The sequence below is a fragment of the Parabacteroides faecis genome, assembly GCF_014647375.1.
Classification (GTDB): Bacteria; Bacteroidota; Bacteroidia; order Bacteroidales; family Tannerellaceae; genus Parabacteroides; species Parabacteroides faecis.
In genome coordinates, this window is the sequence record NZ_BMPB01000004.1 from 323,725 (window position 1) to 339,661 (window position 15,937).

Consider the following 15,937-nt stretch of genomic DNA (forward strand, 5'->3'; position numbering starts at 1 on the left):
ATTTTATTCCATTATTAAAATGTAACTATCCTTATTTAAAAGCTGTACGGAAGTACTCTAATTCCATCTTATTTTGTAATTTTGCACCTTCGTACATAATATATATGTATGGAGAGAGAAATAAGATAACAGATTAATATAAACAATATGGAAATTGCAAGTAAGTACAATCCCGCAGAAGTAGAGGGAAAGTGGTATCAGTATTGGTTGGATAACGGCTTTTTCAAGTCGAAACCGGACGGTCGCGAACCGTACACAATCGTCATTCCGCCCCCTAACGTCACCGGCGTACTTCATATGGGACACATGCTTAACAATACCATTCAGGATATTCTGATCCGCCGTGCCCGTATGTTGGGAAAGAATGCTTGCTGGGTACCGGGTACCGACCATGCTTCTATCGCTACCGAGGCAAAGGTGGTGAACAGACTGGCACAGCAGGGAATCAAGAAAACTGACCTGACCCGTGATGAGTTCCTGAAACATGCCTGGGAATGGAAAGAAGAACACGGAGGTATCATCCTAAAACAGTTACGCAAATTGGGTGCATCCTGCGATTGGGACCGTACTGCTTTTACGATGGACGAAAAACGTTCGGAAAGCGTATTGAAAGTTTTTGTCGACCTGTTTGATAAGGGCTTGATCTATCGCGGTGTACGTATGGTGAACTGGGACCCGCAGGCCTTGACCGCTCTTTCCGATGAAGAAGTAATCTACAAGGAAGAACATAGCAAACTGTTTTACCTCCGTTATAAAATCGAAGGAGAAGACGGTTACGCCGTTGTCGCAACTACCCGTCCGGAAACGATCATGGGCGATACCGCTATGTGTATCAATCCGAACGACCCGAAAAATCAGCACCTGAAAGGTAAGAAGGTAATCGTTCCGCTGGTAAACCGTGTGATCCCGGTTATTGAGGACGATTATGTAGATATCGAATTCGGTACAGGTTGCCTGAAAGTAACTCCGGCGCATGATGTAAATGACTATATGCTGGGCGAGAAATATAACTTGCCTTCCATCGATATCTTCAACGATAACGGAACACTGAGCGAAGCTGCCGGTCTGTATATCGGTATGGATCGCTTCGACGTTCGTACACAGATCGAAAAAGACCTGGAAGCGGCCGGACTGTTGGAAAAGGTGGAAGCATACGAAAATAAGGTAGGTTATTCGGAACGTACCAATGTGCCTATCGAACCGAAGCTGTCTATGCAGTGGTTCTTGAAAATGGAACATTTGGCACAGATCGCTTTGACACCGGTTATGAATGACGACCTGAAATTCTATCCGCCTAAGTTCAAGAATACATACCGCCACTGGATGGAGAACATCAAGGACTGGTGTATCAGCCGTCAGTTGTGGTGGGGACATCGTATCCCGGCTTATTATCTGCCGGAAGGTGGTTATGTGGTAGCCGAAACACCTGAAAAGGCATTGGAACTGGCGAAACAAAAGAATCCGGCACTGACAATGGACGATCTTCGTCAGGACGACGACTGTCTGGATACCTGGTTCTCTTCCTGGTTGTGGCCGATCTCTCTGTTCGACGGTATCAATAACCCGGACAATGAAGAGATCAACTATTACTATCCGACCAGCGACCTGGTAACGGGACCGGATATCATCTTCTTCTGGGTGGCCCGCATGATTATGGCAGGTTACGAATACAGAGGCGACATGCCGTTCAAGAATGTTTACTTTACCGGTATCGTTCGTGATAAACTGGGACGTAAGATGTCGAAATCATTAGGAAACTCTCCCGACCCGTTATTGCTGATCGAACAGTATGGTGCCGATGGTGTCCGTATGGGATTGATGATGGCTGCACCTGCCGGAAATGATATTCCTTTCGATGAGGCATTATGCGAACAGGGACGTAACTTCAACAATAAAATATGGAATGCGTTCCGTCTGATCAAAGGTTGGACGGTCGATGATACGATTGCCCAACCTGAAGCATCGGCAACTGCCGTTAAATGGTTTAAGATGCAGTTGGATAAAACAATTGCCGAGGTAGACGATTTGTTTAGCAAGTACCGTCTGAGCGAAGCGATGATGGTTATCTATAAATTGTTCTGGGATGAATTTTCTTCCTGGTATCTGGAAATGATCAAGCCTGGTTATCAGCTGCCGATCGATAAGGAAACTTATCAGGCAACACTCGGTTTCTTCGACGCTTTGCTTCGTTTGCTTCACCCGTTCATGCCGTTTATCACAGAAGAATTATGGCAGGCTCTTGAACCACGTAAGGAAGGTGAAAGTCTGATGGTAGCATTAATGCCTGAAGTTGCACCGGTAGATGAAGCCTATCTGGAATCATTCGAGATCGTGAAAGAGATCGTCAGTGGTGTCCGTACGATCCGTTTGCAGAAGAATATTCCGAATAAGGAAGAGTTGGCTTTACAGGTGTTGGGCGGTCACAACGACGCTTTTAACCCGGTGATTGCCAAGATGTGTAACTTGTCTGAAATTACTAAGACAGACGATAAAGCAGCCGGAGCCGTTTCCTTCCTGGTTCGCACCACGGAATATGCTGTTCCTCTGGGCAACATGATCAATGTAGAAGAAGAACTGGCTAAGCTGGAAGAAGAACTGAAGTATCAGCAAGGCTTCCTTAATTCCGTATTAAAGAAACTGAGCAATGAAAGTTTTGTAAGCAAAGCTCCGGCGAAAGTGATCGATATGGAACGTAAGAAACAGGCAGATGCCGAAAGTAAAATCAAGTCGATCGAAGAGAGTATTGCAGCATTGAAAAAATAAGGGATTTCTCTTTATTTTATATACAGGATGCACCCGTATTTGTCAGATAAACGGCAAATATGGGTGTTTTTCTTTTAATTATTGGAGCATAAGATATTATTTGTCTAATTTTTACTAACTTTCGACCCTTGATATATGGAGGATATGCAGAAATGAGGGTTTTGAAAGGAAAGTTGTTAATCATCTTTTGCCTTTTGTGGGGTTATTGTATCCCACAAGCAATATACGGTGCTGAAAGTATCGAAAAAACGTTGTCTCTGGATTCGCTGTTTTTAATTGTGCAGGCGAATAATGGGAAACCTCAGGTGTATCAATATACTACTCAACTATTAGAAGAAGCCCGGCATCAGAAAAATCAAACCCAGATAGCAAATGCCTATTTTAGTTATGTGAGGTATTATTATGCAAAGAATCCTGACAGCATGTATTATTGGATGCAGCAGGCATTACCTTTATTTCTGGATCAAAAGCGCTATGAGGAATATTTCCGGATGAAAGCCTGGTATGTGTATGTTTTAACCCGTGCCAAAAAGAATGATGAAGTTTTGCAAAGTATCAATCAGATAAAAGAACAAGCTGAAGAATTGGGATATCTGGATGGTATCGATATGGCTAACCAGGCTTTGGCAGATTTTTATTTATCAAATAATTTGTGTGATGAAGGTGTTGCTCTGTATGAGGAGATATTACGGAGTATGGAAATGCGTAATGCCCCTTTGATCAAGCGTATCAATATTATCCGTCAGTTAATGAATAAACCCAGGGACCTGAATGTGAAAATGAAATATATTCATCGTTTGGAGGAATATGTAAAGATTTGTCATACCCGTAAAATAGAGAAAATAGATGAGGAAAATCCTGTCTACTTTTTGGAATATGTTGTTCACAGACATTATGCGGTAGAATATATATTGATGGGTAAATTGAAAGAAGCGATGCAGCATATTCAGCAGGCGCAGAAACTGTTGAATAAATATGAAATGTTTAATTATCAATCAGAGTTGCAAACAATTTTTGCTTCTTATTATCATCAGAGTAAACAATACGATAAGGCAATCGCTTTGTATGATTCCCTGTTGTCTTTATGGAAAACGCGGAATTCCATGTCTGCCTATCTGGAGGTAATGAAGAACAAAGCGGAAATTTTGGATGAAAGTGGGCAGTACAAGCAGGCCGTCCAGGTTTATCAGGAATATGCTGTTTTGAATGATTCTCTGTCCAAAGTACGTTATTATAAGGAATTGGCAGAGATGAAAACGCAACATGAAGTGGATAAACTGGAGCTTCAGAATAAGCAAATGGACCTGGAGGTAACAGAAGCTCATTCCCAGATGTTGAAAATGGGGGGCGGACTTGGTTTTCTGTTTCTTTTATGTTGTTTGTTGGGGTATATTTCTTATAGCCGCCATCGCTATGGGTTGCAACTGAAGCTGGCCAAGGAAAAGGCTGAAGAAGCCGATCATCTGAAATCAGCTTTCCTGGCTAATATGAACCATGAGATACGGACACCGCTGAATGCTATCGTCGGTTTTTCCCAGATTCTGATCGATGAGGAAGATGTCGAGACCCGGCAGGAATATGCTAATATTATTCAAAATAACAATGAGCTGCTTCAGCGTCTGATCACTGACGTACTGGATCTTTCAAAGATCGAATCGAATACTATGACGCTTCATTATGCAGAATATGAGCTTTCTGTCCTGATGAAAGAGATTTATAATGTCATTCTTATGCGCATGCCGGAAGGAGTGGAGTTGCAACTAAATAACTGTCCCCAGCAACTTTTTTATACCGATCGTAACCGTCTTACGCAAATTCTTACTAACTTGCTGACCAATGCAATAAAGCATACGGAAAAAGGTTTTATCCGGCTTGGTTATGAAGTGACGGCAACGGATGTGGTCTTTTCTGTGGAAGATTCGGGTGAAGGTATTCCTGAAGACAAACTGGAGAAGATATTCAGCCGCTTCGTTCAATTGAATGACTGGAGCAAAGGGGTAGGACTGGGGTTAGCAATTTGTAAAGGACTTATTTCTCAGATGGGAGGAACGATCAGTGTTTCTTCGCAGTTTGGCATAGGATCAACCTTTATTGTGACGTTACCCCTGAAAAAACCGTAACATATTTTATATACATTATTATACCATGGAGAATTCTAGAAGAAAATTTTTTAGACAAGGGCTTGCCGGTGCCTTATTGTTAGGATCGGCAGGAGTAGTAAAAGCAGGTTTGCCGGACCGGATCATTCCTAAAGCGGCGAAGTCGATCAATCCCTGGCATCTGGGGATGGCTGGTTATACATTTGTTAATTTTGATTTGGATACTACTCTGAAAACATTGCAGAGACTCGATATTCATTATCTTTGTATCAAGGATTTCCACTTGCCGCTGGATAGTACCGATGAACAGATCAAGGCATTTCATGATAAATGTGCTGCTCATAAAGTAACCGGCTATGCTGTTGGACCTATATATATGAAGAGCGAAGCGGAGATCGATCGTGGTTTCGAGTATGCGAAACGCGTAGGTGTAAAGCTTATTGTGGGCGTTCCCAATTATGAATTGCTCCCTTATGTGGACAAGAAAGTAAAGGAATACGACTTCAATTATGCGATCCATCTGCATGGACCCGATATTAAAACTTATCCGGATGCGACAGATGTTTGGGAGCATACGAAAGATCTGGATCCGCGTATCGGAATGTGTCTGGATATTGGCCACGATCTGCGTAATGGTTGCAATCCGGTGACAGACTTGAAAAAATATCATACCCGTGTGTTTGATATGCATATTAAAGATGTGACGGATTCTTCGAAAGCAGGTGTCGGCATAGAGATCGGACGTGGAAAAATAGACTTCCCGGCATTAATGAAAATGATGCGTGAAGTCAACTATACCGGAATGTGTAGTCTTGAATATGAAAAGGATATGAAAGATCCTTTCCTGGGTATAGCTGAATCGATCGGCTATTTCAAGGCGGTGAGTGATATTGTATAATTAGGGGCGCAAGTCATTGCGCCTCCTCTAATAGTAAAAAGTGATGAGAGTTGCATATTGTTTATTGAGCGTTTGCTTATTAGCCTCCTGTAGTTCTGTGAACTATGTGGGGATCGAGACTTACAACCCGGCCGAGATAACATTTCCCGGTAATGTCGGTAAGATCCTGGTAGTGAACAATGCTATCCCTCAACCGGACGATGTCGGGTGCGAGTTCATGTTGTTTGGCGAAAAGGTGGATACTTGCAGGGTAAAAGCCGATAGTGCCTTGTTTTATGCCTGTAATGGGTTAGGAAAAGCAATGGCTGATATCTCCTTTTTTAAGGATGTGCTTCTCTATCATGATGCTGTCCGTACGGATGATGTCTATTATGAAGACAAGAAACTGACGCCGGATCAGGTAAAGGCGTTGTGTGAGGAAACCGGAACGGATGCGGTGGTTTCCGTCGATCGTATGTTGTTCGAATCAAAGAAAAATATTGTAGCTTATCCGGAAGGTTATGTCGGAGGAGAAATTCAGGTGAAAATCTCCGGGGTTGTGCGTGGCTATCTTCCCGGCAGGCCGAATCCGCTGGCTACGGTTTATGTTGCCGATAGTGTCTTTTTTAATGAGGAGGCTCCCAACCAGATTATTCTTGACAGGTTCCTGCCTTCATCGGAAAACGCGTTGCGTGCTTCCGCGGAATATATAGGAATGAAAACCAGCCCGAACTTTGTTCCTCACTGGAATAGCGAGACACGTTGGTTCTATACCGGTATGGGGTCACGATGGAAGGAAGCTTCGGCTTATGCACAGTCCGAGAAGTGGGATAAGGCCGTTGAGCACTGGAAACATTTATATGAGAATTCAGGTAGTTGGAAGTCGAAAGCGAAAGCTGCATCCAATATAGCTCTGGGGTGTGAGATGAAGACCGAATTAGAGGAAGCCTATGAATGGGCGAATAAATCAGGCGAGTTATTTAAAAAAGGAGAAGGTGAAGACGGTAAGAATGCGAAACTTTTGCAGCTTTATATAGAGGTGTTACGTAACCGGGTCCGTTCAGATAAAAAACTTAACATGCAATTTGGAGAATAATATCATATATTCTCCGAATTATTATTACTTTTGACAGACGATTCGAAAAAAGAATAAAAAAAGAGTTATGAGTGCAAATAATGCAAAGATTCAGTCTGTCCTGGAGACAACATTTACTTCTGCCATCAACAAATTGACTGCTGAAGATTCTACCGGCTATTACAGCGATTTATATGTCCAGGCTGATCCTGAAAGCGGGGAATTGCAAATCTATGACGAAGAAGAACGATTATTGGATAAAGTAATTGTTTTCGATTGGGTAGGTTGTCCCTGTGAAGAAGAACAGTTCAATAAGCAGGTAGCCAACACTGTAAAATCTGTGCTGACTCTTTTAGTTGCGAAAAAAGTTTTTGATAGCCCTCATATAATGAAACCTTTCTCTGTCAGCCTGACGGATGAGGATTTCGTTGTAATAGAGGAACTTCTATTCATTGACGACGAGCTTTTACGGGCAGACGATCCGCTGTTGAAAGATTTAGATGCAGATTTAGATGATTTTTTAGCCAAACTTCTTTCAGATGTCGAATAGACTTTTTACCTTTGTGCCCGGATTGAAAAACAAGTAACAATAACAATATAGTTTGTTGCCGAAATAGCTCAGTTGGTAGAGCAATTCATTCGTAATGAATAGGTCGCCGGTTCGAGTCCGGCTTTCGGCTCTCTTTTCAAGTAAAATAAAAACAGCGGCTCTAAAGTCGCTGTTTTTTTTATCAGGTTTCTCCTGAAAAATAACAATAGCTTGTATAGAAGCAATATGTTTATAGCTTGAATTTGATGATCCTGACTACCGGATTGTCGTCTTCGACAAGTTTTTTCGCAATCTTATCTCCATTCCCAGCCAATCTTTTTCCATGATAAGCATCTATTACAGCTGATGCCTGAATCAGTTCGGCTACCATATTCCTGGCAATGGCGGGTGACCCTTCCGGCGACCATCTTCCCTGACTCCACGCTCTTGTGTCATATTCTGCATCCAAAATTGGAACTTTCTTTATTTCACCGGTTTTTAATTCATACATGAACGTGGGGATCGGTCCGCCTTTCAAATTATTAAAATCTAAAAGAAGTGTACCGATCAACATGTATTTATCAGTTGTAACAAGAGGAATCCATATATTCCGGGGCTCGGCAGCATGAGTCGATGGAGTGCGGGTTAATAAAGGTATTAGTCCTTTGCTTGGTGATAATTGGTAGAGTGTGTCGGACGATATATCTGCAATCATCAGATCCGGGCCATAATGTATGTTTTGAGGATAATAAATACCAAAAGCTCTCCACATATTGTTCTCTAATTTTTGAGGAATCTTGTTTGAATATCTTTCTGTAAAATGAATATCCAATACGGAAATCAGGCTGCCGTCTTTCTTGGATACCAGGCGGTAAGGTGATGTTTTTGTCTTTTTCTCACGACCAGGTTCAATGATTACACCTTCATAAATGAGCAGCGATTCATCATCAAAATCAAATATGCTCATCTCATTATCGAATGTGTTTATTTTTAATGTTCGTTTGTAGTCACCCTTCAGGGAATAAACCTGAATGTACTGGGAACACACATAGATTTCCTCTTTCTTTTCATCAAAGATTGTTCCTACATTGATCCATGTGTATTCCTGGCCACTCTGCCCTTTATGGTTAAAGTGAGAATAAAGTTTTCCCGTATTACGATCGAAAACAAAGATGTCACCATGCCGGGTTTCATGTACAAGGATATATTTGTCGGTGACAGCGGAGAGTACAGCCCCATCACTCAATAAAATATCATCAGTCGTCTCGAGCGGCACATATTCAATATCAGCCATCTCTTGAAGACGCATCTTTTTTTGAGGATAGTTCTTTGAAAAATCAAATACCGGTAAGTTACTAGCTTTTGATTGGGCATTGATTATCTGACATCCCATTAAAATGAATGGAATTACTAAGAGGAGCTTTGTTGTTTTCATAGTATTTCTTTTTTATTGATGAATTGAACTTTATTACCTGACACTTTGTAAAGTTGCAAAAAATTATTCTCAATGAGCCGTATTCCTTTATTTTTATTATTTAATCGGAATGTTTTGTTTGGATATTTCGCCAAACCTGTCGATTCTTGTTATATTTGTAATCTGATTGATTATTATACAGATAAATAACAGACAAGCAATGAATGAGACCATACTGAACGGGCTACTGAATCTATTTGCCATTTTTGCCTCTTCCGTACGCATTGAAAGGGAACAGGCCAGCCGCGCTGTTCATTCTTATTTGTCAAGCCATTTCGGAGTACGGTCCCATAAAGAATATATCGAACTGTATAATGCTTTACGCGATATGTATGACGATTCGCTCTTTGCACTGGACAAGGAGCAGATCGTACGTAATATCTGTGAGCAAATGAAAGTAAAGTTACGGGCTGAGGAACAATTGCTTTTGCTGATCCGTTTTGTAGAATTTGCTTATACGAACAGTAAAGAAGCGGATGAGCATATGGCTCTTTTCCGTTTGGTAGCAGATATATTTGCTATTCCCCAGGATGAATTTGATGATGCGCTGGCTTTTATCACAGGCAGACCTTCCGCCTCTTTATTGACGATCAGTGGTGAAGACGAGACCGACGGCAACCACATCTGGCGGAAAGGTATGGAGGGGATTATCCGTGTATTCTTTATACGCCGTTTTGATAAGCAGATATTTACTTATCATGGGTGCGGGCAGGTCTTTATGAACGATATTCCTCTTTCGCCGGATATGTTTTATGCCTGGCAGCATAGCAGCGTGTTGAAGGGGCCGTTGTTCCTTCCTGTTTATTATAGCGATTTACTTACCGTTTTCAATAAGAATGAAAAAAAGGAGATCGTTCGTTTGGCTGGGCGGGATATTGATTTTACGTTTAAGAACAGTCGTAACGGACTGCATAATTTTTCTTTCAATCTGGAATCCGGACAGTTGGTTGCCATTATGGGGGGAAGCGGGGTAGGTAAGTCTACCTTGCTGGGTATTATGAATGGAAATATTCGTCCTGATCAGGGTACTATTACCGTGAACGGGCATCCGCTCGAATCACCCGAGGCACGCCGGCTGATCGGTTTTGTTCCTCAGGATGATTTACTGATCGAGGAACTGACGGTCTATCAGAATCTTTTATATACTGCCCGACTTTGCTTCGCCTGCCTTTCCGACCAGGAAATAGGGGAACGGGTAGATACCGTATTGAAAGAATTAGGTCTGGAAGAAATAAAAGACCTGGAAGTCGGATCCCCTATCCGTAAAACGATCAGTGGGGGACAACGGAAACGTCTTAATATCGCGCTCGAATTGATCCGCGAACCGGCTATCCTTTATCTGGATGAGCCAACTTCCGGACTTTCATCATCGGATTCGGAGAAAGTAATCATACTTCTGAAGGAACAGACGCATCGGGGTAAGCTCGTGGTGGTGAATATCCATCAGCCTTCATCTGAAATATATAAACTGTTCGATCGTTTATGGCTGTTGGATAAAGGCGGTTATCCTATTTATGACGGGAATCCGATAGAGGCTATTACCTATTTTAAACAGGCGGCAAAATATACCGATCCGGATATCAGCGTATGTAGTGCCTGCGGAAATGTGAACCCTGAGTTGATCCTGAATATCATCGATTCCAAGAAGATCGACGATTCGGGTAATCAAACTGATATCCGTAAGTTCACACCTGAGGAATGGCATGAAGAATATCTACGTTCACGTCCGTCTTTTTCGCTGGTGAGTGAGGAAGAGCTGCCGGAAAATCTGCAGAAGAAGCCTTCCTGGTTCAAACAATTCATGATTTTCCTGGAAAGAAATGTCCGGACGAAGTTGGCGAATAAGCAATATCTGGCCATTACCTTGCTGGAGGCTCCTTTGCTGGCATTGATCGTGGCACTTCTGACACGTTATGTGGACGGGGGCGAATATGCATTGCTAACGAATAAGAATTTTGTTTCCTATATCTTTATGGCTGTGATCGTGGTGACCTTCATGGGGCTAAGTATCAGTGCCGAAGAGATTATAAAGGACCGGACGATCCTGAAACGGGAACATTTTCTCCGGTTGAGTCGCAGCAGCTATCTGACTTCCAAGATGATTTATCTGTTGTTTATTTCCGGTCTTCAATCCTTCTTGTTCATAGCTGTGGGAAATGCCATCATTGGAGTAGGCGGGGAGATGTTCTTTATTTGGTGGAGTGTCCTGTGGGCTACTTCTTTCCTGGCGAACCTTACTGGTCTCATCTTGTCTCAAACGATGAGTTCGGTGGTTGCCATCTATATTACGATTCCGCTTTTGCTGATTCCTCAGATATTACTTTGCGGGCTGGTAATCAAGTTCGACGATCTGAATACCCGTGCTTCCGATGAGAACATTGTCCCGCTGATCGGTGAGATAATCCCTTCGCGCTGGGCTTTCGAGGCGCTGATGGTCGAGCAGTTTTGTGATAATGCCTACAACCGGACCTATTTCCCGATCGAAAAAGAAAAGTATCTGGCGCAATATTATGAGAATGTGCATTTGCCGGAAGTCCGGACATTGGCAGAACAGATCGCAACCGCTGACGATCCGGGAAAACGGAAAACGGTTGAAAATGAACTGGCCGTACTTGCCCGTGCAGCCCGCATCGAACCGCGTACAGAAGGGGAGAACTATCTCTCTTATCTGGATAAGGTTGCAGCCGCATTACATCAACGTGCCCATAATTTTACGGCTTATCTGGATCAGGTACAACGTGAACAGAGTAATGAAAAAGGTGCGGAATGGTTGACCGAACAGAAAAAAGCCCATCATAATATGGCTATAGAGGATCTGGTGATGGGAACCGGCAGCCGTCATTTATATAAAGAAACGAACAATCGTATTTACCCGCTTGTCGGTACTGTTTATGTGGAACCGGATAACCGTTGGGGGCGTGCGGCCTTCTATAGTCATGAGAAAAACTGGGGCGGATTTTATTTTTCTACCTATAAATTTAATTTATTGGTTATAGGTTTCTTTGCATTATTAGCGATTATCGCTATATTCGCAGAGTTTCCCGGGCGTTTCTTTAAACAGGACGAAGGATGAAGTTTGAAATATAAATTATTAAATTATACAATATGAAAAAGAGTGTATTAAGCATGCTCGCCGTAGCAGCATTAGTGTTTGGAATGACTTCCTGCAACGGAGCCAAAAAATCAAACGAACAAGCCAAAGAAACTGAGGAAGCTGCCGTTATAGCAGGTCAGGCACCTAAAGACCTGTTAACCGAGGAGTTGAAACAAGAAACGATCAAATTACTGAAAGACATGCCGGATTCTGAAATCCCTTATCGTCTGACAAGTGGTGAAGTAAAAGTAAATGTAGGTGATGTAAAATATATGTTGCCGACAGCTAAAGCTGCCGAATTGAGCACACCGGCACAGAAAGCCCGTGCATTGGGAATGTATATGGCTGACTATAACGTGCTGAAAGCAATGGGACAGCCTGCCGCTGAAGTAGAAGCTGTAATTGCTAAACTGGCTACCGACCTGAATATCTCTTTCGTTCTGGATATCCTGAAAGAACAGGCTCCGAAAGATGCAACAAAAGAACAGGTACAGGCATTCCTTCAATCTCAGGAAGATAAAATCATCGAAAAGATGGCTGCAGAAAACAAAATCGACGTTGAAGTTGAAATGTTAGGTGCTGCTTCTGCCGAATATGCTTGTCTGATCGCTAATCCTACATTGGTAGTAAAAGGCGATGCTACATCTGCCGGTCTTTCTGCTAATATGGAAAAACGTGTTAGCATGTTGGAAGAAGTGGTTGCCGACCTGGCTAATTATTATCCCGACCTGAAACAACTGGGTGCAGCTATTTCACCGTTGAAAGAAAAGGTTGCAACTATTCAGGATGCAAGAGCTGCTAATGCAGAGATCACAGGTATCCGCGATTCATTGCTGAAATAAGTTATATATAATATAATGTATAGAAAAAGGCTGTCTTCCGACAGCCTTTTTTGTTTTTATCCTTTGTAAGCGATCGATAGTAATGTTATATCATCCGATTGTACGGCATCTACGACAAAATCGCCAACTGTTTCAGTAATTTTATCTACTACCTCTTTCGGTTTCTTTCCTGCCAGTTCCCGGCAATTATCGAGTAACCGGCGTTCGCTGTATAGTTCGTGTTTCTTGTTCATCGCTTCCGTTACTCCGTCGGTGTAAAGGAACAGGTTATCGCCGGGAGCGAGTTTCAACTCTTTCTCGTGATAAGTGGTATCGCTCATGGCTCCCAGTATCATGTCATTGGTTGTCGGGACTTTTGAAACGGAACCATCCTTTTTCATCAGAATCGGTGGATTATGTCCGGCGTTGCAATAAGTAACGATGCCCGTTCGGATATTCAGAATACCGTAGAATACGGTGACGAACATGTCGTTCACACTTTCCTGGCAGAGAATACTATTGGAGCGTTGCATACACAAAGCAGCGGAGTTTTCGGTAAGTGCAATGGCACGTATCACCGTGCGGCTGATTGCCATAAAGATGGCAGCCGGTACCCCTTTGCCCGATACGTCGGCTATGACAAATCCCAGCCGGTCTTCTCCGATACGGAAAAAATCATAGAAGTCGCCTCCCACATATTTAGCGGCACTCATGTAAGCATACAAGTCGAACGATTTCAAATCCGGGAACGGAGGAAACGTCTTCGGCAGGATCGTTTGTTGTATTTCCTGAGCCACATGCAGATCATTCTGAATGGATTCCAGTTGCGTATGTTCTTGCTGGGCCTGTTTAATAAAGGCGATCTGTTCGGCAGCCTTTTCGATGGTCCGTTCCAGATCTTCCAGGTTGATCGGCTTCGTTGTGAAGTCGAATGCTCCCTGGTTCATGGCGCTTCGGATATTTTCCATATCGCCGTAGGCCGATACCATAATACATTTGAGTGCCGGGTTGCGCATCTCGTTGATTTTGGTGAGCAAGGTCAGACCGTCCATTTCAGGCATATTGATATCGCTCAGGATCACATCGAAGTCTGGTTTGGCAAGCAACATCTGGAGTGCTTCCAGTCCGTTGTGGGCAAATGAAAATTCATATTCGCCTTTCTTTATCTTGCGACGAAAATATTGGGTTAACAATATTTCCAGGTCCAGTTCATCGTCTACACTTAATATTTTTATAGCCATAGTAGCGTTGTTTCTGTAATTATTGAATCGGAATGGTGATAGTAAAACGAGTAAACTCGTTGGGGTGGGATTCCAGTTCTATCGTTCCGTTATGTTTTTGTTCGATGATCGATTTAGTGATGGAGAGACCTAAGCCTGTCCCTTCTCCCAGCGGTTTGGTCGTGAAGAACGGGGTATAGAGTTTCTCTTTAACTTCGTCTGTGATACCAGAACCGTTATCTTCGATCGTGAGGCGCACTTTATCACCGTCTTTCTTCAGGCTCACTTTTATGGTCGGTTTGTAAGGTGTTTCAGTCGCACCTTTCGACTTGTTGAATACAGCATAACACGCATTATTCATCAGATTGAGTACTGCGCGGCTGAAATCTTGCGGGATCACCTTGACCAATTGAAGCGTATCGTCGTATTCTTCTTCGATAGCAACGTTGAAGCTCTTATTGTTAGCCCGTACCGCATGGTAGGAAAGCCATACGTATTCTTTGGTCAGTTGACACAGATTGGTAGGAATATATTCATCGTCCTTTCCGCGTGAATAGAGCAGGATGCCCCGGATAACGCTGGATGCCCGGTTGCCGTTCTCTTCAATCTTGTTCATGTTACCTTTCAGATCCTCCATGATTTCCCGGAGTTCTTCGTCAGCATCTGCCGGCAGTTTGTCTTTCAGTTCGTCCAGTACTTCTTCCATATCCTGCAACAACTTGCACGATAGTTTGCTGAAGTTGATCACAAAGTTGAGCGGGTTCTGTATCTCGTGTGCAATACCTGCGCTCAACAGTCCGAGTGAAGCCATCTTTTCCTGTTGACTGACTTGTTTTTTCAGACGTTCAATTTCTTGTTTGCTGTTATCACTCATTGTTGCTCTTTTGATAAATAGGAATAGAAATCATGAACTCAGTGAAGTTGTCCTTCTCACTCTTAACGATGATGGAACCATGATGGTTCAGGATAACTTCCCGGCAGAGGTACAAACCGACACCTGCCGCTTCGGCAGTAGGTTTAGTTGTAAAGAACGGTTCGAATATCTTATTCTTGATATTATCTTCGATACCGATACCGTTGTCACGGATGCTGATATAAATCGTTCCGTTCAGTCTCTTCTCCACCTGGATCGTGATGACCGGGGAGAACTCTTCTTTCTGTAACTTTTTCAGCAATGCATAGATACTGTTTTTCAACAAGCTGAGCATTACTTTGTTCATTTGTTCGATATCTATCTCTGCCATGGCAGGTTCTGCCGGGCATAGGATATCGATCTGTATCTGTTTACTTTCGATCTCTTCTTTGAACGCTTTGCGGATCACGTCTACATTCACTTTACAGAGTTCGCAGATGTCGGTAGAAGTGGCATTGCCGTTCCTGTCTTTCAACAGTTCCTCCATCGCTTTTACGATCCGCACGGTGTTGCAGCCATGCTCATTGATTTTTTGCAGGTTGCTGTTGATCATATCGAGTATTTCGATGCTGTCGGCATAGTTCTCTTTCGACATGACCGCCTGTTCTTCCGTGATGTTAGCCTTCAGGTCTTTGATCAGGTTGGCGGAAAGTCCGGCAAAGTTATTGATGTAGTTGATCGGGTTCAGGATACGGTCGACCAGTCCTTGTGTCAATTGGCCGACGGTTGCCAGTTTTTCTTTGCGGACAAGTTCGTCCTGTGCTTTAGCCAGAGCATCCAGGGCATCAGAGAGTTTTTTGGACTCATTCAATACTTGGTCACGTTGGATACGGAGTTCGATGGTCCGCTCTTCCACAATCTTTGCCAGGTATTCTTTTTGCTTCAATTGTTTGCGAAACCGTCCTTTAATGATATAGAGGATGATAATTGTTACAATCGTGAGACCGGGAATCGTATCCCAGTCATAATAAAGACCGAGGATGACTACTATCCATCCCGCCAGTGTCGCTTTCTCAATGATCCGTAATTTCAGCTTGAGTGCGCTTATCTCTTTGATGTCGAAGTCTGCCAT

11 protein-coding genes and 1 tRNA gene are annotated in these 15,937 nt (G+C 43.0%); 8 read left to right on the top strand and 4 right to left on the bottom strand.

Features of this window, described 5'->3' with window-relative positions; translation table 11 throughout:
- Nucleotides 1–147: 147 nt before the first annotated feature.
- The 6 genes from IEY67_RS07285 to IEY67_RS07310 all read left to right on the top strand — a co-directional run bounded on the left by IEY67_RS07285 (nt 148) and on the right by IEY67_RS07310 (nt 7,494).
- Complete coding sequence (locus IEY67_RS07285) at nt 148–2,763, top strand: valine--tRNA ligase (RefSeq protein ID WP_183668967.1); 2,616 nt, start codon at nt 148–150, stop codon at nt 2,761–2,763.
- 152 nt (nt 2,764–2,915) lie between these two features.
- Nucleotides 2,916–4,883 carry a tetratricopeptide repeat-containing sensor histidine kinase gene (locus IEY67_RS07290; RefSeq protein WP_183668969.1) on the top strand — a complete coding sequence of 656 codons (1,968 nt, stop codon included), beginning with the start codon at nt 2,916–2,918 and terminating at the stop codon, nt 4,881–4,883.
- Nucleotides 4,884–4,908: 25 nt separating this feature from the next.
- Nucleotides 4,909–5,760, top strand: a complete 852-nt coding sequence (locus IEY67_RS07295; RefSeq protein WP_122353378.1) for a sugar phosphate isomerase/epimerase family protein — start codon at nt 4,909–4,911, stop codon at nt 5,758–5,760.
- Nucleotides 5,761–5,803: 43 nt separating this feature from the next.
- Entirely contained in the window at nt 5,804–6,835 is a 1,032-nt protein-coding gene (locus tag IEY67_RS07300; protein WP_122353379.1) for a DUF6340 family protein, read from the top strand.
- A gap of 67 nt (nt 6,836–6,902) precedes the next feature.
- The gene (locus IEY67_RS07305) at nt 6,903–7,364 is read left to right on the top strand and encodes a hypothetical protein (RefSeq protein ID WP_122353380.1); all 462 of its coding nucleotides are present in this window, start codon (nt 6,903–6,905) and stop codon (nt 7,362–7,364) included.
- A gap of 57 nt (nt 7,365–7,421) precedes the next feature.
- Nucleotides 7,422–7,494, top strand: a tRNA-Thr gene (locus IEY67_RS07310).
- A gap of 99 nt (nt 7,495–7,593) precedes the next feature.
- Here IEY67_RS07310 and IEY67_RS07315 read toward each other — a convergent pair.
- Entirely contained in the window at nt 7,594–8,778 is a 1,185-nt protein-coding gene (locus tag IEY67_RS07315) for a DUF4934 domain-containing protein (RefSeq protein ID WP_122376300.1), read from the bottom strand.
- A 199-nt stretch (nt 8,779–8,977) separates the two neighbouring features.
- On the opposite strand from IEY67_RS07315, the gene IEY67_RS07320 reads away from it, so the two are divergent.
- Both IEY67_RS07320 and IEY67_RS07325 read left to right on the top strand, forming a co-directional pair.
- Complete coding sequence (locus tag IEY67_RS07320) at nt 8,978–11,890, top strand: ATP-binding cassette domain-containing protein (RefSeq protein WP_183668971.1); 2,913 nt, start codon at nt 8,978–8,980, stop codon at nt 11,888–11,890.
- A gap of 32 nt (nt 11,891–11,922) precedes the next feature.
- A complete protein-coding gene (locus IEY67_RS07325; RefSeq protein ID WP_122353383.1) occupies nt 11,923–12,753 on the top strand; it encodes a hypothetical protein in 831 nt (276 codons plus the stop codon).
- A 56-nt stretch (nt 12,754–12,809) separates the two neighbouring features.
- Here the strand turns inward: IEY67_RS07325 and IEY67_RS07330 are convergent, their stop codons facing one another.
- Genes IEY67_RS07330 through IEY67_RS07340 form a run of 3 tightly spaced genes read right to left on the bottom strand, consistent with a single transcriptional unit; the run spans nt 12,810 to nt 15,937 of the window.
- A complete protein-coding gene (locus IEY67_RS07330) occupies nt 12,810–13,973 on the bottom strand; it encodes a PP2C family protein-serine/threonine phosphatase (RefSeq protein WP_183668973.1) in 1,164 nt (387 codons plus the stop codon).
- A gap of 19 nt (nt 13,974–13,992) precedes the next feature.
- Nucleotides 13,993–14,826, bottom strand: coding sequence for a sensor histidine kinase (locus IEY67_RS07335; RefSeq protein WP_183668975.1), 834 nt, complete (start codon nt 14,824–14,826; stop codon nt 13,993–13,995).
- Nucleotides 14,819–15,937, bottom strand: coding sequence for a sensor histidine kinase (locus IEY67_RS07340; protein ID WP_183668977.1), 1,119 nt, complete (start codon nt 15,935–15,937; stop codon nt 14,819–14,821). The genes IEY67_RS07335 and IEY67_RS07340 overlap by 8 nt, the downstream gene beginning before the upstream one ends.

Coding starts and splice junctions, on each gene's coding strand:
- IEY67_RS07320 (WP_183668971.1), top strand. CDS start 8,978: ATGAATGAGACCATACTGAACGGGCTACTGAATCTATTTGCCATTTTT.
- IEY67_RS07295 (WP_122353378.1), top strand. CDS start 4,909: ATGGAGAATTCTAGAAGAAAATTTTTTAGACAAGGGCTTGCCGGTGCC.
- IEY67_RS07325 (WP_122353383.1), top strand. CDS start 11,923: ATGAAAAAGAGTGTATTAAGCATGCTCGCCGTAGCAGCATTAGTGTTT.
- IEY67_RS07315 (WP_122376300.1), bottom strand. CDS start 8,778: ATGAAAACAACAAAGCTCCTCTTAGTAATTCCATTCATTTTAATGGGA.
- IEY67_RS07335 (WP_183668975.1), bottom strand. CDS start 14,826: ATGAGTGATAACAGCAAACAAGAAATTGAACGTCTGAAAAAACAAGTC.
- IEY67_RS07330 (WP_183668973.1), bottom strand. CDS start 13,973: ATGGCTATAAAAATATTAAGTGTAGACGATGAACTGGACCTGGAAATA.
- IEY67_RS07300 (WP_122353379.1), top strand. CDS start 5,804: ATGAGAGTTGCATATTGTTTATTGAGCGTTTGCTTATTAGCCTCCTGT.
- IEY67_RS07290 (WP_183668969.1), top strand. CDS start 2,916: ATGAGGGTTTTGAAAGGAAAGTTGTTAATCATCTTTTGCCTTTTGTGG.
- IEY67_RS07285 (WP_183668967.1), top strand. CDS start 148: ATGGAAATTGCAAGTAAGTACAATCCCGCAGAAGTAGAGGGAAAGTGG.
- IEY67_RS07340 (WP_183668977.1), bottom strand. CDS start 15,937: ATGGCAGACTTCGACATCAAAGAGATAAGCGCACTCAAGCTGAAATTA.
- IEY67_RS07305 (WP_122353380.1), top strand. CDS start 6,903: ATGAGTGCAAATAATGCAAAGATTCAGTCTGTCCTGGAGACAACATTT.